The 18,429-nt window shown below is 69.3% G+C and carries 15 protein-coding genes; 10 read left to right on the top strand and 5 right to left on the bottom strand.

Annotated elements, in window-relative coordinates; translation table 11 throughout:
• Positions 1–18: 18 nt before the first annotated feature.
• Genes ACGFIF_RS23580 through ACGFIF_RS23545 form a run of 8 tightly spaced genes read left to right on the top strand, consistent with a single transcriptional unit; the run spans position 19 to position 10,541 of the window.
• The gene (locus ACGFIF_RS23580; protein WP_393157281.1) at positions 19–783 is read left to right on the top strand and encodes an SDR family NAD(P)-dependent oxidoreductase; all 765 of its coding nucleotides are present in this window, start codon (positions 19–21) and stop codon (positions 781–783) included.
• A complete protein-coding gene (locus ACGFIF_RS23575) occupies positions 771–2,435 on the top strand; it encodes a heparinase II/III family protein (RefSeq protein ID WP_393157279.1) in 1,665 nt (554 codons plus the stop codon). The genes ACGFIF_RS23580 and ACGFIF_RS23575 overlap by 13 nt, the downstream gene beginning before the upstream one ends.
• Positions 2,435–4,381: a hypothetical protein gene (locus ACGFIF_RS23570; RefSeq protein ID WP_393157278.1), complete on the top strand. Its 1,947-nt coding sequence runs from the start codon at positions 2,435–2,437 to the stop codon at positions 4,379–4,381. Before ACGFIF_RS23575 ends, ACGFIF_RS23570 begins: the two co-directional genes overlap by 1 nt.
• Positions 4,378–4,962: a DUF624 domain-containing protein gene (locus tag ACGFIF_RS23565; RefSeq protein ID WP_393157276.1), complete on the top strand. Its 585-nt coding sequence runs from the start codon at positions 4,378–4,380 to the stop codon at positions 4,960–4,962. Before ACGFIF_RS23570 ends, ACGFIF_RS23565 begins: the two co-directional genes overlap by 4 nt.
• Positions 4,963–4,988: 26 nt before the next feature.
• Positions 4,989–6,053, top strand: coding sequence for a DUF1565 domain-containing protein (locus tag ACGFIF_RS23560; protein ID WP_393157275.1), 1,065 nt, complete (start codon positions 4,989–4,991; stop codon positions 6,051–6,053).
• Positions 6,053–7,222, top strand: a complete 1,170-nt coding sequence (locus ACGFIF_RS23555) for a GDSL-type esterase/lipase family protein (RefSeq protein WP_393157273.1) — start codon at positions 6,053–6,055, stop codon at positions 7,220–7,222. Before ACGFIF_RS23560 ends, ACGFIF_RS23555 begins: the two co-directional genes overlap by 1 nt.
• A 10-nt stretch (positions 7,223–7,232) precedes the next feature.
• Complete coding sequence (locus tag ACGFIF_RS23550) at positions 7,233–9,551, top strand: polysaccharide lyase 8 family protein (RefSeq protein ID WP_393157271.1); 2,319 nt, start codon at positions 7,233–7,235, stop codon at positions 9,549–9,551.
• Positions 9,552–9,563: 12 nt separating this feature from the next.
• Positions 9,564–10,541 (top strand): acetylxylan esterase, encoded by a 978-nt coding sequence (locus ACGFIF_RS23545; RefSeq protein WP_393157270.1) that lies wholly within the window; start codon positions 9,564–9,566, stop codon positions 10,539–10,541.
• Between the two features lie 12 nt (positions 10,542–10,553).
• Here ACGFIF_RS23545 and ACGFIF_RS23540 read toward each other — a convergent pair whose 3' ends face one another.
• The 5 genes from ACGFIF_RS23540 to ACGFIF_RS23520 all read right to left on the bottom strand — a co-directional run bounded on the left by ACGFIF_RS23540 (position 10,554) and on the right by ACGFIF_RS23520 (position 16,188).
• Entirely contained in the window at positions 10,554–11,966 is a 1,413-nt protein-coding gene (locus ACGFIF_RS23540; RefSeq protein WP_393157269.1) for an aminoglycoside phosphotransferase, read from the bottom strand.
• The gene (gene treS / locus ACGFIF_RS23535) at positions 11,966–13,687 is read right to left on the bottom strand and encodes a maltose alpha-D-glucosyltransferase (RefSeq protein WP_393157267.1); all 1,722 of its coding nucleotides are present in this window, start codon (positions 13,685–13,687) and stop codon (positions 11,966–11,968) included. The genes ACGFIF_RS23540 and treS overlap by 1 nt, the downstream gene beginning before the upstream one ends.
• Positions 13,688–14,137: 450 nt before the next feature.
• Entirely contained in the window at positions 14,138–14,350 is a 213-nt protein-coding gene (locus tag ACGFIF_RS23530; RefSeq protein ID WP_393157266.1) for a type II toxin-antitoxin system HicB family antitoxin, read from the bottom strand.
• Positions 14,351–14,372: 22 nt separating this feature from the next.
• Entirely contained in the window at positions 14,373–14,993 is a 621-nt protein-coding gene (locus tag ACGFIF_RS23525; protein WP_393157264.1) for a hypothetical protein, read from the bottom strand.
• 106 nt (positions 14,994–15,099) lie between these two features.
• Positions 15,100–16,188, bottom strand: coding sequence for an OmpA family protein (locus ACGFIF_RS23520; RefSeq protein WP_393157262.1), 1,089 nt, complete (start codon positions 16,186–16,188; stop codon positions 15,100–15,102).
• Between the two features lie 191 nt (positions 16,189–16,379).
• Here ACGFIF_RS23520 and ACGFIF_RS23515 point away from each other — a divergent pair, with 191 nt between their 5' ends.
• On the top strand, positions 16,380–17,594 hold the full coding sequence (locus ACGFIF_RS23515; protein WP_393157261.1) for a glycoside hydrolase family 18 protein: 1,215 nt from the start codon (positions 16,380–16,382) through the stop codon (positions 17,592–17,594).
• A 238-nt stretch (positions 17,595–17,832) separates the two neighbouring features.
• The gene (locus tag ACGFIF_RS23510) at positions 17,833–18,420 is read left to right on the top strand and encodes a winged helix-turn-helix domain-containing protein (protein WP_393157259.1); all 588 of its coding nucleotides are present in this window, start codon (positions 17,833–17,835) and stop codon (positions 18,418–18,420) included.
• Positions 18,421–18,429 lie beyond the last annotated feature (9 nt).

Raw genomic sequence — 18,429 nt, 5'->3', positions numbered from 1 at the left:
ATCGAAGGAGACACACCTATGCCGCAGGAACTGCAGGGATCGCGCGCACTCGTCACCGGGGCCGGGCACGGGATCGGCCGGGCGATCGCGCTCGGCCTGGCCGCGGCCGGCGCGGACGTGGTGGTCCACTACGGCACGTCCGCGGACGCCGCCGCCCAGACGGTCGCCGAGATCGAGGCGCTCGGCCGGAAGGCGATCGCGGTCGGTGCCGACGTCACCAGGACGGCGGATGTCGACCGGCTGCTGGACGAGACGATCGCGTTCCTCGGCGGCCTGGACATCCTGGTCTGCAACGCCGGTCACCTGATCGGCCGGGTGAAGGTCGAGGAGATGTCCGACGAGCACTTCCAGCAGGTCGTCGACGTGAACCTCGGCGCCACCTTCCGCACCACCCGGGCCGCGATCCCGCACCTGGCGCAGTCCGCGAACCCGCGGATCATCACGATGGCGTCGCTGGCCGCGCACAACGGCGGCGGCCCCGGCTCGGTGATCTACGCGGCCGCCAAGGCCGGGATCCGCGGTTTCACCAAGGGCCTGGCCAAGGAGCTCGGCGCCCGGGGGATCACGGTCAACTCGATCGCGCCGGGGTACATCGCCCAGACGGCGTTCCACCAGACCTTCTCCACCGAGCAGGCGCAGGCGGCGATGATCGCCGGTACGCCGATCGGCCGGGCCGGCTCGGTCGAGGACGTGGCGAACGCGGTCCGGTTCCTGGCGCTGCCCGCGTCGGGCTACCTGACCGGGATCACCATCGACATCGACGGTGGCACATGGCCTCGCTGACCGGACATCCGCCGGCCGAGCGCGGTGGCTGGTGGCACCAGTACGTCTGCCCGGCGCACGGTGTCGAGCTCGAGCACGTCGGGTTCGCGTCCGGTGAGTTCCCGGCCGGCGGCGTACCGTGCGCGTACGGCTGCCGGGTGGACTCCGAGGCGGTGCGCGGGGCCTGGACGGTGCTCGCGCACCACTGGTGGGCCCGCCGGATCCGGTTGCTCTCGTACGACGGTGAAGGCGCGGACCTGCTCACGTCGTACGCGAGCCTCTACCTGGAACTGACCAGGGAAGGTGAGCACGAGCAGGCGCAGGGGTGGATGCAGCGCGGCCGGCTGTTCCACCAGGCGCTGACCGACGCGGTGTGGGGTGTGCCGATCGCCCACGCGGTCCGGAACCTGGCCGGCAACACCGACCTCAGTGACGCTCTGCCGATGCTCGACGACATGGTCGCCGGTGCTCGGCGGGCCCGAGACGCGATGGTTGCCCAGGACAAGTTCTCCTCGAACTACACGGCCTGGTTCAACGCGCTGGGTGTCACCGCTGGTCAGGCCGCGGCGGCTGTGCGCGAGGAGCCCTGGGGCGGCGAGAAGGAGTGGCTCACCGGTGAGCACGGGCAGTTCGCTCATCTCGAGGTCTCGACCGGCGAGGACGGCTGGGAGTGGGAGGCGAGCACGTACTACCACGGCTTCGTCCTCCGCGCGTACCTGCTGAGCCTGCGCGGTCACGATCCGGCCGCCGTACCCGATCGGCTCGAAGCAATGATCGCGGCGCTGGCCGGGATCGCCACCGACGGCGGCATCCTGCCGGCGCTGCACGACGGGCCGTATCTCCGGGTGCCGCTGGCGCTCGAATGGCTGGAGATCGTTGCCCTGGCGCGGCAGTTCACTGCGAACCACGGTCTCGACGCCGTCGCAGTCCGTGCTCGCGCGGAAGTGGGACCGGAGTACGACGGGCTGGAGGACCGGTACGACGGCTGGTTCGCCGGACCGCCTCGACCTGGCAACCCACGACAGCATCCGGCAGTCGAGCTGACGAACTCGTACGCGGTCATCCGGGTCGGCGGCATCCAGGCGGTGCTCGACCACGGACCGCACGGCGGCTCGCACGGCCACCACGACAAGCTCGCCCTCTACCTGTACGGCGCGACGACACCGTGGCAGCCCGATCCCGGCCAGGTCCCGTACGGCCATGCGGAGTGGCGTCGGTACTACAAGTCGGCCGCCGCCCACCCGACGATCCGCATCGACGGGTCGGATCCGGAAGAAGCCACCGGGACCGTGACGCATGCCGACGAGCGTTCGGTGACGGCGGAGGTCAGCGGCTGGTACGACGGTGTTCGCGCGGTGCGGCACGTCGAAGCCGGCGACGGCTATCTGGTCGACGAGGTGCGCGTCGAGGCCGATCGCGAGCGCGAGATCGTGCTGCGGTTCCGGCCCGACGTCGACCTCGCGGTGCGGGTCGAGGGCGACGAGGTGCACACCACGTGGTCGGGTGCCGAAGTGCTGCACGGGCACCACGTTGCCGAGGGCAACGCCGTACCGGTGACGCGGCCGGTCCCTGGGCCGGCTGATGATCCGCAGCGGACGCGGGTCGGCCTGGATTGGACCGTCGTCGGCACCACCGTGACCTTCCGCTCGGTCTACAGGGTCGGAGGTCGCTGATGCTGATCGACCATCGGCTCGACGAACTGCGTCCTCAGTTGGACGGCCGGTACGCCGCACACTGGCGGCGACTGGTGGAACAGTGCGACTGGTATCGCACCCAGACCCCGCCGGCCGAGCACCCGTCCGCCAGCATCACCTACCTCGGCCCGGCCGCCGCGAACCTCGCGCTGGCCTACCGGCTGACCGGGCACGAGCACTACCGCGTGGAGGCCGCGCGCTGGATCTCGGCGGCGATCGGGTTCCCGCACTGGGGCAAGGCGCACATGCCCGACCACGACCTCGACGCGGGCTGGCTGCTGCACGGCTTGTCGCTCGCGTACGCGTGGCTTGGCGACGACTTCGAGTTGGCCGACGAGTTGCGCGCGAAGCTGGAGTTGCAGGGCACCCGGCTGTACGAGTTCGCCGTCGAGTCCGAGGGGTCGTGGTGGAGTTCGTCGTACTGGCAGAACCACAACTGGATCTGCTACACCGGCCTCGCCGCGGCCGGGTACGCGCTCGGCCGCAAGGACTGGACCGAGCGGGCGAAGGCGAACTTCGCGACCGTGATCGAGTTGCTGCCGGCCGACGGCTCGGACATGGAAGGGGTCGTCTACTGGCGGTACGGCGTGCCGTGGCTGGCGACGTACCTCGACCTTCTGCAGGACCAGGAGGGCCTGGACTGGTGGGACCGATGCCGCTTCCTCGCGAACACGTTCTCCTACCGGCTGCAGCAGTGCGCACCCGGCTTCGAGGAGAACATCGACCACGGCGACTGCCACGATCGGCGCAGTGGGCACAGCGTCGCGCTGTACTACAAGCTCGCGTCCGCCTATCGCATCGGCGAAGCGCAGTGGCTTGCGAGCCAGGTGGCCGAGCGGTTCTTCTGGCGCGAGGCGTACGCGAGTGGCGTGAAACCCGGCGTCATGCCGGAGGCCTACCTGGAGCTGCTCTGGTACGACGACTCCGTGCCGGCTGTGGCACCCGCCGAGTCGACGCCGTTGTCGGCGTACTTCCCGGACCTCGGCCTGGTCACCGCGCGAACCGGTTGGGACGACCAGGCGACGATGGTGTCGTTCAAGGCCTCACCCGGTGGCGGCCACCAGGCGTGGGAGACCTCGCACCGGCTGGACACCGAACGAGGCTGGGACACGTTGAGCGCCGGGCACCACCACCCGGACGCGGGGTCGTTCGTGCTCACCTCGCACGGTGCGTTCCTCGCGGTCGACGAGGGCTACAGCAACCGTAAGCGCGCCGGCGACCACAACCTGATCCTGGTGGACGGGCAGGGGTTCGCCGACGAGGACCGCTACCACGTGTACAAGGGCGCGCCGTACGAGCGTCAGGCGCGGATGGTGGACGTCCTGGCCGCGGACGGTGTCGCTCACGCGACTGCTCGGATCGCGGCGATGTACCCGGCCGAGTTGGAGGTCGAACGGCTGGACCGGACGCTGGTGTTCACCCCGGCCGGGCGCCTGGTGCTGCTGGATCGCTGTGCTGCGCGCTCGCCCCGGGAGTGGACGTTCTTGCTGCACGCCGACTGGCCGTTGGAGTTCGACGGCGACGACGTCGTACTGCGGTCGGGGTCGGCGCAGGCCTGGGTCCGGGCGCATTCCCCGGTGGCCGTCTCGTCCGCGGTCACAGAGGTCGAGGCGAATCCGACCTCGAGTACGCCGAGTCTGCGGCTCACCCGGACGATGCACACGCTGCGCGCGACCGCGGAACGCAGTACGACCGCGACCTTACTGACCACGATCGAGCCGACGTCCTCGCTGCGGCCCGAGAAGGCGAGCGGCCGGCGGATCGACCTGACTCGCGGCGTTGGGATCGCGTTCGAGGGCGAGACCGTGCTGCTCGCCGATGACGACGGGTTCATCGAGGGCGAAGGGGTCTCAGCGCGCGCCAAGGCGGTGATCCGCTCCGAGGAGTCCGGATTGTCGCTGGTGGTCGAGGGCGAGCAGTCATGACGCGGCGGGCGCTGGACTGGCTGGGTTGGCTGGCGAGTCCGGTGATGGCCGGTGCCGCCTTCTCGATCCTCTGTCTCGGTGTGGTGACCTGGTTACCGGCGCTCGCCGCGGTCGGGTTCGCCCTCAACCGGTGGCGGATCGACGATGACACCCGCGTGTTCACCGGGGTCTTCACCGGATGGCGCCGGTACTGGCGCCCGTTGCTGCCGCACTCGATCCTGCTGACCGTGGCCGCGGTCATTGCCGCCAGCAACCTGATGTTCCTGTCCGGCCAGTCAGATCCGCTCTCTCTGATCCTGTTCATGATCCACGTCGGCCTGGTCGCGGCCGGCGTCACCTACCACCTCGCGCTGGCCGTGGCGGCGGGGCGCGACCCGTCCGGTGCGGCGTCCAGTTGGCGTCGTACGGCGTTCGGCCTCGCCTTCACGTCCGTTCCCCGCGGCACGGCGCTGCTCGGCGCCGCGATCGCGGCCCCCGTCTTCTCGCTCGTCGTTCCGGCGGGCCCACTTCTGCTCGGCACCACCGTTCCGGTGCTGGTCGGCCTGATCGTGGCCGACCACACCGAGCGTGCGACGTCCTAGTCTCAACCGCCCTCAGGAGGACCTCCATGTCCAGAAGACTGTCCCGAGCCGTCCCGATCCTGATCCTCGGCGCCGCGCTGGCGCTACCCGCCGTACCGGCGCATGCCGCCACCGACTACTACGTCTCCACGTCCGGCAGCGACTCCAACTCCGGGACGTCGTCCGGCGCGCCGTTCGCCACCATCCAGAAGGCACTCGACACCGCGCCCCGCGACGCGACCGTTCACCTTGCCTCCGGCACCTATCTGCAGGACGCCGTGACGGTGCGCTCGGGTGTCACCATCACCGGTCCGTCCACCGCCGTGGTCAAGGGAGCCGGCAACTCGCGCATCCTCCAGGTCCAGCACGACGGAATCACCTTGGACGGCTTCACCATCGACGGTCTGCACGGCTCGTCGTCCAGCGCCTCGGGCTACCGCGACAAGCTCATCTACGTCATGAGCACCAGTCCTGGTGACGGCGTCGGCACGCTGACCATCCGGGACATGTCCCTGAAGAACGCCGGTGGTGAGTGCGTCCGGCTCCGGTACCTGGTGACCAATGCCGACGTCCACGACAACACCGTCGGTCCGTGCGGGATCTACGACTTCAAGTTCGCCGGCGGCGGCAAGAACGGCGAGGGTATCTACGTCGGCACCGCGCCCGAGCAGCAGGGTGAGAACGGTGCGCCCGACGATCAACCCGACCGCAGCCGGAACAACCGGATCCACCACAACACCATCGCGACGGCCGGCAACGAATGCGTCGACGTCAAGGAGAACTCGACCGCGAACATCGTCGAGTACAACGACTGCAGTCAGCAGAAGGACCCCAGCTCCGGCGGCCTGGACGCCCGGGGGAGCGGCAACACCTTCCGCTACAACACGATCTACGACAACACCGGTGCCGGCGTCCGGCTCGGCGGCGACACCGCGACCGACGGCATCGACAACGACGTCTACGGCAACACCATCACCGGCAACGACGCCGGCGGTATCAAGTTCATGCGCACACCGCAGGGCCAGATCTGCGGCAACACGATGTCCGGCAACACCGGCGGCAACTCGGTCGGCACGTACGGCGCCGACTTCAACCCCACCGGGTCCTGCTGATGGGCTCGCTGTCCCGCCGGGGGCTCCTCGGCGGGGCGGCCGCCGGCTCGCTGACTCTGATCGCCGCGCCGGCCACCGCCACCGCGACGACCGCGGCCACCGCGCCGGGTGGGCGCCGCTGGGTTCCGAGCTGGGCGACCGCACAGACCGCTCCGACCGCGACCGACACGGACGCCACTGCGGGGTTCGCTGACACGACGATCCGCCACGTTCTGCGCTTGTCCGCCGGCGGCCCGATCCGACTCCGCTTCGCCAACCCGTTCGGAACCACTCCGATCATCGTCGGCTCCGTCACCGCGGGGGATCGGCCCGTGCTGTTCTTCGGCGAGAAGCAGGTGCTCCTGGCGGCCGGTGCGACCGTGCTCAGCGATCCCGTCGACCTCCACGTGCCCGACCGCGGCGACGTGGTGGTGAGCATCTATCTGCCCGGACCGACCGGACCACTGAGCTTCCATCGCAATGTCCACGCCACCGGACTGATCGGTACCGGTGACCTGACCGGCGCCGCGAACTCGGCGTACCAGCGGCAGACCAAATCGGTCTTCCTGATCACCGGTGTCGATGTCAGCAGCCGCGGCCGGCGGACGCTCGCGATCCTCGGCGACTCGATCACCGAGGGCGTCGGCACGCCGGACGACGCGAATCTGCGCTGGCCGGATCAGTTCGCGGCGCGTTTCCACCGCAGTCCGGCGGTGGCGAATCTCGGCATCAGCGGCAATCGACTGCTGCTTGACGACGGACGGTTCGGTCCCGGCGGACAGGCCCGATTCGACCGTGATGTGCTGGCGTTGCCGGGACTCGATGCCGTGCTGGTGTTCCTGGGGATCAACGACATCCAGCAGCCGCCGAGTCAGCTCGATCCCGCCGTGCTGCTCGCGGCGTACGGCCAACTCGCGCGCCGGGCCCGGGACCACGAGCTGAAGGTGCTCGGGGCAACGATCGGCCCGTTCAAGGGCTGGATTCGCTACACCGACGAGCTGGAGCACGTCCGGCAGCAGGTCAACGCCGGACTCCGGACCGGCCGCATCTTCGACACCCTCGTGGACGTCGACGCGGCGCTTCGTGATCCCGCCGATCCGGCCCGGCTCCGGCCTGACTTCAACAGCGGCGACGGGCTGCACCCCAACGCGGCCGGAGCACGTGCGATCGCCTCCGCCCTCCTTGCCTGAAAGGAATTCGATGCCTGCTCTCACCCTCCGCCGACGAACCGTTCTCGGCGGCATGCTCGGCGGCTCGGCCGCGTTGATGGCCGGCCCACTCACGCTGCCGGCCCGGGCCGACGAGTCCACCGACGAGCTGCGCCGCCGGTGGCAGACGCTGCTGACCGGCGGTCCCACCGTGGATCCCACCGATCCCGATCTCGCGGTCGCGATCGCGCGGATCGACAAGCTCGCCAAGTCCGCGCTGACCACCCTCGACCGGTCCGCGAACCGCACCACCCTCTGGCCCGATCTGGCCAGCACCACCCTGTCCAACCACGTCGCGTCGAACCTCCGCCGGATCAAGCAGATCGCGGTCGCCTGGGGCACCACCGGTTCGTCGTACGCCGGGAACGCGCAGGTCGCCGCGGACGTGCTCGGCGCGCTCGACTGGATGTACGCCAACCGGTACAGCCCGACGTTGCCGCGGTACGACAACGACTACGACTGGGAGATCGGCGGTGCCGCCGCGTTCGCCGACACGCTCGTGCTGCTGTACGACGTGATCGACCCGGCACTGCGGTCGAAGTACACGGCCGCGATCAACCACTACACACCCGATCCGAATCTCTGGCGGGCCGACCGGCAGATCGCGACCGGCGCCAACCGGGTCTGGATCGCGACAGTGGTCGCCGTCCGGGCCGTGCTCGACGGCGACACCGCGGCGCTCTCCCGCGTGCGCGACGCGATCAGCGATGTCGAGGGCGACGGCGCGAACAGCGTGCTCGCCTTCAACGACGCACCGGGCCGGACCGACGGGACCGGTGAGGGTTTCTACAGTGACGGCGCTTTCCTCCAGCACTGGAAGCACCCGTACAACGGCGGCTACGGGAAGGAGTTGCTCGGCACGCTGTCGTCGCTGCTCTACCTGCTCGGCGGTACCCAGTGGTCCGTCACCGATCCGGACCTGGACAACATCTACCACTGGATCGACGACGCGTTCGATCCGCTGATGGCCCGCGGTGACCTGATGGGGTCGGTCTGCGGCCGCGAGATCGCCCGGCCGAGCAAGCAGAACCACGCGCCGACCCAGACGGTGATCGAGGGCGCGTTGCGACTCATCCCGGCCGCGCGGCCGGACCGGGCCACCCGGCTCACCGCGCTGGTCAAACAGTGGATCACCGAGGACACCTTCCGCGACTTCCTCACCGTCACCGACCCGGCCTCACTGGTGGCGGCCCGGGCCGTGCTCGCCTCCGGTACGCCGGCCCGCGGCCCGCTCGTGCTGCACAAGCAGTACCCGCGGATGGACAAGGCCGCGCACCACCGGCCCGGGTTCACGATCGGGCTCAGTGCGTACTCGTCGCGGATATACAACTACGAGTCGATCCAGACCGAGAACCTGCACGGCTGGCACCTGTCCGACGGCATGGTCCTGGTGTACGACGACGACCTCGGCCACTACTCCGGCGACTACTGGCCGACCGTCGACCCGTACCGGCTGCCGGGGACGACGGTCGACACCCGGCGACTGGCCGACTCGTACGGGTTCCGCAGTACTAGTGCCGCCGACTGGGTCGGGGGAGCAGCCGTACCCGGCCGGACGATCGGCGCCTACGGTATGGACCTGCGCGGACACGGCACCGGCCTGACCGCGTTGAAGAGCTGGTTCCTGATCGACGACGTGATGGTCTGCCTCGGCTCGGACATCACCGGACCCGGGTCGGTCGAGACGATCGTGGAGAACCGCAAGCTCCGCACCGGGACCGAGACCTTCACCCAGGCACCCGGCTATTGTCACCTGGCCGGCACCGGCGGCTACATCTTCCCGGACAGCACACCGGTCCGGATGCTCCGGGAGAACCGGACCGCGACCTGGCGCGAGATCAACCTCAAGTACGGCACCGACACCCCGGTGACCAGGCCGTACCAGACCCTCTGGATCGACCACGGTGCCGCACCCGTTGCCCAGGGCTACTACTACGTCCAGCTCCCGACCGCGAGCCTCGGAGCGACCACAGCCTTCGCCCGGAATCGGCCGGTACGACGACTCCGCGCCGACTCGACCGTCCACGCCGTGCGGCTGCACGACGTACTGGCCGCGAACTTCTGGCAGGCCGGATGTGCCGCGGAGCTCACCGCAGACGGGCCGGCCTCGGTCGTGATGGCGCGCGGCACGGTCGCGATCTCCGATCCGACCCAGATGCGGACGACGGTCGCTGTCGACCTGGCCAAGCCCGGGCTGCGCTTCGTCGCGGCCGACGACAAAGTCCAGGTCGTCCGGCGGGGTGCCGGCTGGCGCCTGATCGCCGACGTCACCGACAGCCATGGCGGCACCCTGACCGCCACCTTCCGCTGAGGAGAACCCCTGATGCTGGTTGACATGCCCCTGGACCGGTTGCGCGAGTACCGGCCCGACCCGGAGGAACCCGCGGACTTCGACGCGTTCTGGAAGCAGACGCTCGACGACGCGGCCGGCAGCCCGATCGACGCCCGGTTCGCGCCGTACGACGCCCGGCTCGCGACTGTCGACGTACAGGACGTGACGTTCGCCGGGTGGGGCGGTCAACCGGTCAAGGCGTGGCTGCTGCTGCCACGCCATCGCAGTGGGCCGTCGCCCGCGGTGGTGCAGTACATCGGCTACAACGGCGGCCGCGGCATCCCCTACGAGTGGCTGACCTGGAGTGCCGCCGGTTACGCCCATCTGGTGATGGACAACCGGGGCCAGGGTGGTGGCGGCAAGACCGTGGCCGATACCGCCGACATCGCGCCGGACGGGCACGGGTCGTCGTCCCCAGGGTTCCTGACCAGAGGGATCGAGGACCCGTACCGGCACTACTACCGGCGGCTCATCACCGACGCGGTGCGCGCCGTCGACGCGGCGAAGGCGAGTCCGGACGTCGATCCCTCCCGGGTCGCCGTCATCGGTGGAAGCCAGGGCGGCGGCCTCGCGCTGGCCGTCGCCGGTCTCCGTGACGACCTGTCCGCGGCGATCGCCGACGTACCGTTCCTGTGCCACTATCGGCGCGCGTCGCAGATCACCGACAACGGCCCGTACGCCGAGATCGGGCGCTGGCTGAAGGGTCACCGGTTCGAGGTGGAGCAGGCGATGGCGACCCTGTCATACTTCGACGCGGTCAACTTCGCGGCCCGGGCGGACTGCCCGGCGTGGTTCTCGGTCGCGCTGATGGACAACGTCTGCCCACCCTCGACCGTCGTCGCCGCCTTCCATCGGTACGGCGGTCCGGCCCAGCTCGAGGTGTTCCCGTACAACGGCCACGAGGGTGGCGCCGAGTACGACGTACCGCGCAAGCTCAGCGCACTTGCGTCAGTCTTCGGACCGGGCTAGCGCCTGGGGGTATCACTGTTCGGCCAGCTGCGCGGCCGCGGCGAGCGGGATCGGGAGCCAGGACGGGCGGTTACGGGCCTCGTAGAGGGTCTCGTAGATCACCTTGTCGGCCAGGAACGCGCTCAGCAGCACCGACTGCTCCCGCGGATCCGTGCCCATCACCTCGGCGTATCCGTCGCAGAACGCCCGCTGGTTCCGGCTCGCCCACTCGGCTGCCCGGTAGGCGATCTGCTGGTCGCCCTGGTGGTCGGCCAGCAGGGACCGGGCCGCGTAGTCGAACGAGCGCAGCATCCCGGCGATGTCCTTGACCGGGGTGTCCAGCGCCCGCCGCTCGATCAGCGACTTGGCCGGCTCGCCCTCGAAGTCGATCAGCTTCCAGCCGTCGATCGTCCGCAGTACCTGACCGAGGTGGAAGTCACCGTGGATCCGCTGCACCGTCACCGGCTGGTCGTACGACGCCAGTGCGTCGAACGCTCGAGTCAGCCCCGGAGCGTACGGCGCGAGTTCCGGGATCGCCGCGGCCGCCACATCGAGCCGGCGTCGCATCGCCGCCGCATGTTCGACCAGCAGGTCCGGCTCCCAGATGTCGGTGCCGAGCGCCTTGGCCAGCTCGGAGTGGACCTGCGCCGTGCTCGCGCCGAGCCGGTGCGACTCGGCCGCGAAGTCACCGCCGACCTCCTCGGCGTGCAGATCGGCCTCGGCGTACAGATCCCGCACCGACGAGGTCGCGAACGCCCACCCGTCGGTCGCGTTCTTCTGGAACGCCGTCATCATCGCCAAGTCGCCGGCGTCGGTCCCGCCGCCCGCGCGCGGCCAGGATCCGCGCGCGGATCCGAGCACCTCGGGGACCAGTTCGGACCCCGACTCGGTGAGCGCCGACTCGATCTCGACCCCGGGATTGCTCCCGGGCTCGAGCCGGCGGAACACCTTGAGCAGTGCCACGTCACCGAACACCAGCGACGTGTTGCTCTGCTCCACCGTGAGGACGAGCGACTGCGCGTCCTCCGGTACGACGGTCGCGTGGTCCGGAGCGTGGACGGGATGGAACTCCAGCCCGTCCAGCTGCCGTCCGTGCGTCAGGCCGTCCAGCCAGTACGGCGTCGCTTCCTTGTCGTGCAGCGCGTCGTACACCCAGACCCGGGTGTCGGCCAGGTCCTGTTCCTCCCACTCGCCGACCAGCGCGTGGCCGAGGTTGTCGACCGGTTCGCGGTGGTAACTGAGCGGCAGCTGGTACACCCGGATGGGGAACTCCGACCCGGGCGGGCCGGAACAGTAGACGAACCCGATCCGGACCGCGGGCCAGGCGTCCTCGCCGGACAGCCACACCGAGGTGGCCATCGCGTCGACATGGACGTCGTGTCCCTTCTCGCCGAACCACCTCTGGCCCGAACAGAAGGACTGGACCTGGTCCAGATGGGAACTCACTACATGCTCTCCTCGTGGTCAGCCGGCTTGTGCACCGGCAGCCGGAACCAGTAGAAACCGTGCGCGCCGAGCGTCAAAAGGTAGGGCAACTCGCCGATGGTCGGGAAGTGCACCCCACCGAGCAGCTCGACCGGTTCCACGCCCTGCCACTGGCGCAGGTCCAGCTCGATCGGCTGCGGGAACCTCGACAGATTGTTCACGCACAGCACCACATCGTCACCGAACTCGCGGACGTACGACAGCACGCTGGGGTTGGAACCCCCCAGGTCTGTGAAGGTACCCATGCCGAAACACGGGTGCTGCTTGCGGGTCTGGATCATCCGGCGGGTCCAGTGCAGCAGCGACGAGGCGTTCTCCATCTCGGCCTCGACGTTGACCGCCTGGTAGCCGTAGACCGGGTCCATGATCACCGGCAGGCCGAGCTTGCCCGGTGTGGCGGTGGAGAACGAGGCGTTGCGGTCCGGTGACCACTGCATCGGGGTCCGGACGCCGTCGCGGTCACCGAGCCAGATGTTGTCACCCATGCCGATCTCGTCGCCGTAGTACAGGATCGGCGAACCGGGCAGGCTGAGCAGCAGCGCGGTGAACAACTCCATCTTGTTGGTGTCGTTGTCCAGCAGCGGGGCCAGCCGGCGGCGGATGCCGATGTTGGCCTTCATCCGCGGGTCCTGCGCGTACTCGCCCCACATGTAGTCGCGCTCTTCGTCGCTGACCATCTCGAGTGTCAGCTCGTCGTGGTTGCGCAGGAAGATGCCCCACTGGCAGGTGTCCGGGATCTCCGGGGTCTGGGCCAGGATCTCCGAGATCGGGAACCGCGACTCGCGCCGCACCCCCATGAAGATCCGCGGCATCACCGGGAAGTGGAACGCCATCTGGCACTCGTCGCCGCCCGAGGAGCGGTCGCCGAAGTACTCGACCACGTCGGCCGGCCACTGGTTCGCCTCGCAGAGCAGGACGCGGTCGGAGTAGTTCGCGTCCACCTCCTTGCGGACCCGCTTGAGGAACTCGTGGGTGCGCGGGAGGTTCTCGCAGTTGGTGCCCTCGGTCTCGAACAGGTACGGCACCGCGTCCAGCCGGAACCCGTCCACGCCGAGGTCGAGCCAGAACTTCAGCGCCTCGATCATCGCGTCGCCGACGGCCGGGTTCTCGAAGTTCAGATCGGGCTGGTTGGAGTAGAACCGGTGCCAGAAGTACTGGCCGCGGACCGGGTCCCAGGTCCAGTTCGACGACTCGGTGTCGACGAAGATGATGCGCGCGTCGCTGTACTTGTCGTCGGTGTCGGACCAGACGTAGAAGTCGCCGAACGGACCGTCCGGGTCGCTGCGCGACGCCTGGAACCAGGGGTGCTGGTCGGAGGTGTGGTTCATCACGAAGTCGACGATGATCCGGATCCCGCGCGTGTGCGCGGCCTCCATGAACGCGGCGAAGTCGGCGATCGTGCCGACCTCGGGCATCACCCCGGTGTAGTCGGAGATGTCGTAGCCGCCGTCGCGCAGTGGCGACGGATAGAACGGGGGTAACCAGAGACAGTCCACCCCGAGCCACTCGAGGTAGTCGAGTTTCTCGGTCAGGCCCTGCAGATCGCCGATGCCGTCGGCGTTCGAGTCCTTGAAGGACCGCACGAGGACCTCGTAGAAGACGGCCCGCTTGAACCACAGCGGGTCACTCTTCGTCAGTCCGTGGTGCTGCTCCGGCAGCATGTCGGTCACGCTCACCTCCATCGGGTGTCTCCAAACCTAGCGGTACTGCGGCCTGCCGCCACGGACCGTGGCGACAGCGTGGGTGGACTTTCCCGGGCATGCACTGGTTTCCCATACCCCAAAGCGGGGACCGTAAAAAGAAGACCGTGCGATGTGTCCGGTGGGTGTCCGGGGATGTGGTGCACGCCGTCGGTGGGTGATCCGTCCTGGCGTTCGGCTCAGTGTGACGGCCTTTTGCCAGTACAAGCAAATAGGGGCCTGATCCCCCTATCCCACCCGCCGAAACTCAGCGCTTCCGACCCCGCTCCTCCCGCGCCCGGCCGCTCAACTTCCCCCCACGCCGCCCAGACGCCCGCCCCTTCCCAGCCCGCGGACCAGTCGCCCCCCGAGCATCCGCAGTGGGCCGCAGAACCTCCTCAGGACTCAACTCCTGCCCGCGCCCCTTCTCCGGCTCCACTGACGACTCTGAACTCATCGGGGCGTCTCGACCACGACAGTGAGTTGTTGGGGCACGCCGACCTCTTCGGCCAGGACGGCCATCCCGGCGCGCAGGTCTTCGATAGCGGCCTCCCTGGTATCGCCCTGGCCGTTTGCGAAGGCGTCCGGGAGCAGGGCGGCCTGGGCGCACCACACGCCGTTCTCGTCCTGTTCGATGGTGTAGGGGACGGTGACCTCGTGCTTCACGGTCACTCTCCTTCGGCCGGGGTCAGTCGCGGGGGTTGGGGGACTTGCGGGGGCGGCGGGTGTATTTGGTGAAGCCGGCGCGTTCGGCGTCGGACTCGGAGCGGAACCAGACCTCGGGTTTGGTCCGGCCGTAGTACGGCGAGTCGGGGGTGTGGAACAGCATCGACTGGGCGTTGCCCTTGATGGTGAACCCGTCCGGCGGACCTTGGTGCGGTACCGCTTCGGCCGAGCCCTCACCGTAGCGGCCGGGCGGCACGACGGCCTGCACCTGCGGCTCGGTCGCAGCTGTGTCTTCGTCGACGTCCTGGTCGAACAGCGTCGGCGTCGCGATCCGCTCGGCGTCCATCCGCCGGTTGAACGCCGGTGCGGGTGCCTGGGGTACGTCGGCCACCGGAGCGGGCCGGGGTACGTCGGCCACTGGAGCGGGCCGGGGTCCGGGCGGTGCGTCGACGGCGTCTGCTGCGTCGACTGCTCCGACTGAAGCTCCGACGAGGACTTCTTCCTTCTCCTCGACCGGCTCCTCGGCGGCGGATTCGGCCGGTGCGGGCTGCTCGCGTCGTACTAGCAGGAACCACGTGATCGCCGCGCCGAGCAGGAAGGCGAGCAGGGACCACAGCCAGTTGTGCCGCAGCAGCCAGCTCATCGGCGCGCCCCTCTCGCCGGCAGCAGCCGGTGCAGCAGCCAGGCGGCCGCGCTGCCCAGCAGGAACGCGACCAGCAGCAGGATCCAGGTCTCCGCGATCAGCCAACTCATGAGGCCCCTTGCAGTACTCGAAGCTCGACCCGGCGATTGGCGATCCGGCCGGCCGGGGTGTCGTTGGAGGCGACCGGGAAGGCCTCGCCGTAGCCGTGGGCGAGGAGACGGCCTGCCGGCACCCCGAGCCGCACCAGCGTCGCCCGGACCGCGGCCGCGCGTCGCTCGGACAGCGGCAGGCTGCTGGCGGGGGAGCCGAGGTTGTCGGTGTGACCCGCGATCTCGACGCGGACGGCCGGGCACGACTTCAGCAGTGCCGCGGCCCGGACCACCGACGGCTTGGAGTCATTGTTCACGATCGACGTACCGGACAGGAAGATGATCGAGTGCTGCCGGCTGAACTCCGACAGCCGGCTCTGGAACGTCCGGCACGCCTCACTGACCTCCGGCTTCGGCGGTGCCGGGGTCTGCAGTTGGTCGGCGATCACCGCACCGGGGACCGCCTTCGCCGCGGCGCGCGCCACGGTCGCTTTGGTCGCCTGGTCGGGCACCTTCCCGGTCAGCGTGATCGTCGTACCGTCGTACCGCACCGACGCGTCGCCGGTCCCGATCGCGAGGGCGTGGATCAGCGCGGACACCGCGGTGGCGTCCTGCAGCCCGTTCGCCGCGTCGATCGTGATCCGGTCGTCGAACTCGCGGTCGGGACCGAGCACCGTGTCGACCTGGGCGGCGATCGCCTCCTTGACCGCCTGATCCTTGACCGGGGCCTGGACGCGGATGGAGTTGTCCGTCCGCCCGACCTCGAACGACGCGAGAGCCGGCGCTTCGGTCGGTGACGGTGACGGCGAGGGCGTGCCGCCACCACCCTCGACCCGGACCGCGCGAACGCCCTCGACCCCGTCGACGACTTTCTTGACCACGGCGGGATCGACGCCGGCCGGTACGGCGACCGTCGCATCGCGACCGTCCACGTCGACCTCGGCACCGGTGATCCCGCGGGCCTGCAGCGCCGTCAGCGATCGGTCCCGGAGGTCGTCCTCGGTGGTGCCGGCCTTGGCCGGAATGAGCACAGCGGTCAGCAGCACGGGTACGGCGAGGGCCGCGAGCAGCCAGACGACGACCGGCCGCCGAACGAGTCCGGGCACTGTTCCTCCGTCGGATGCGGTCAAAAGTGACCGTGCGCGAGGACATTACTCCGCTGTCCGCTCCGTCCGCACACCACGTCCAGGGAGCGTCGCGATGATCACGAGAACATTTTTATTCGGGTTTCTTCTTTTCTTAACTGCACGTGCTCGGTAGGGTGCGGACAGTTCCTCTCCGCCCCCAGGAGGTACGCATGAGAATCCGAGTTCTGGCCGTCGCCGCCGCGATGGCCCTGTTGGGGGCGGGCGCCGTACCCGCGGCCGCCCGCTCCGCCGAACCGAGCGGGACCCAGGCGGTCGCCGCCGGAAAGAGAGTGGTCGGGTACTTCACCGAGTGGGGTGTCTACGACCGCAACTACCACGTGAAGAACATCAAGACGAGCGGCTCGGCCTCGAAGCTGACCACGATCGTCTACGCGTTCGGCAACACGGCCGGCGGCCGGTGCGCGATCGGCGACTCGTACGCGGCGTACGACAAGTTCTACGACGCGGCCGGCTCGGTCGACGGCGTGGCCGACACCTGGGACACCGGTGCGCTGCGCGGCAACTTCAACCAGTTGCGGAAGCTGAAGCGCGAGTTCCCGAACATCAAGGTGGTCTGGTCTTTCGGCGGCTGGACCTGGTCCGGCGGGTTCAGCGAGGCCGCGAAGAACCCGGCCGCGTTCGCCGACTCCTGCCACCGCCTGGTCGAGGACCCGCGCTGGGCCGATGTGTTCGACGGGATCGACATCGACTGGGAGTACCCGAACGCCTGCGGCCTGAGCTGCGACACGTCCGGGCCGAACGCCTTCAACAACGTGGTCACCGCGCTGCGCACCAAGTTCGGCTCGTCCGCACTCGTGACGGCGGCGATCACCGCCGACGGAACCAAGATCGACGCGACCGACTACGCGGCGGCGGCCGGCAAGCTCGACTGGCTGATGCCGATGACGTACGACTACTTCGGTGCGTTCAGCCCGCACGGCCCGACCGCGCCGCACTCGCCGCTGACGTCGTACAACGGGATCCCGACCGCCGGGTTCCACAGTGACGCGGCCATCCAGAAGCTGAAGTCGAAGGGGATCCCGGCCTCGAAGCTGCTGCTCGGGATCGGGTTCTACGGCCGCGGCTGGACCGGCGTCACCCAGGCCGCACCCGGTGGCAGCGCGACCGGTGCGGCGCCGGGGAAGTACGAGGCCGGGATCGAGGACTACAAGCTGATCTCCACCCGCTGCCCGTCGACCGGAACCGTCGGCGGTACGGCGTACGCCTTCTGCAACGGGCAGTGGTGGGGGTACGACACACCCGCCACGATCCGCAGCAAGATGACGTACGCGAACCAGCAGGGACTCGGTGGCGCGTTCTTCTGGGAGCTGTCCGGTGACACCACCGACGGCACCCTGATCACCGCGGTCAAGACGGTCGGCTGATCCCAGCGGACCGCCGGCCGGGCCCGCCGCCCACGGCCGGCCGGCGGTCCTCTGTACTGCGTCCGGGTCCGCCGCGTCGTTCCCCGCGGCGGACCCGGACGCACTTTCTTGCTGCCTGCGGTCGTGTCCTGTCTCGGACAGGTCGCATATGTGCCAGCCCGGCGTACCGGGAATCCCTTGACTTACTTCGCGTCGTAAAAGGTACTTGTGCCTGGTGATTGACCAGGAGGGGACTCGAATGGAGAGGTCGTCGGATTCGTCGTTGATCATCGGGGTGGCCACGTCCACGGCCGAGCGGGTGCAGCTCGTCCGGCTGCTGGGTGGTGCGGAGGCGCTGTTGCTGGTGTCCAGCGCGGACCAGGCGCGCGCGTTCCTCGAACTCACCGAGATGACGTCGCCGGCCGGTCCCGTCGTCCTGACGCCGACCGTGCTGCCCGGTACCGACCAGCCGGCCGTTGCCCAGATCGAGGCAGTGCCGCGGTCCGTGTCCGCCGTTCCGGTCGCGGTATCCGCGCCGGCCGCCGTACCTGAGGTGGAGACCGAGTTGTACTTGGACGTGGACCGGCGGGTCGTGCGCTGGAAGGACCGTGAGGTGCCGCTGACCCGGCTGGAGCACGACTTCCTGCACTGCCTGGTCAAGGAACCCGGCCGCGTCTGGACCTACCAGCGTCTGCACCACGCCGTCTGGGGCAACGAACACCTCGGCCACGGCTCCCACATCCACTCGGTGGTGAAGCGCCTGCGCCAGAAACTCGCCAACCTCGGCGCCACCGTCACTATCCACGCCGTCCGCGGCGTCGGCTTCCACCTCCTCCCGACCGCGTAGCCACACCAC

Source organism: Kribbella sp. NPDC049174, assembly GCF_043197365.1.
Taxonomy (GTDB): Bacteria; Actinomycetota; Actinomycetes; order Propionibacteriales; family Kribbellaceae; genus Kribbella.
This window is presented reverse-complemented; position numbering and strand designations above follow the sequence as displayed.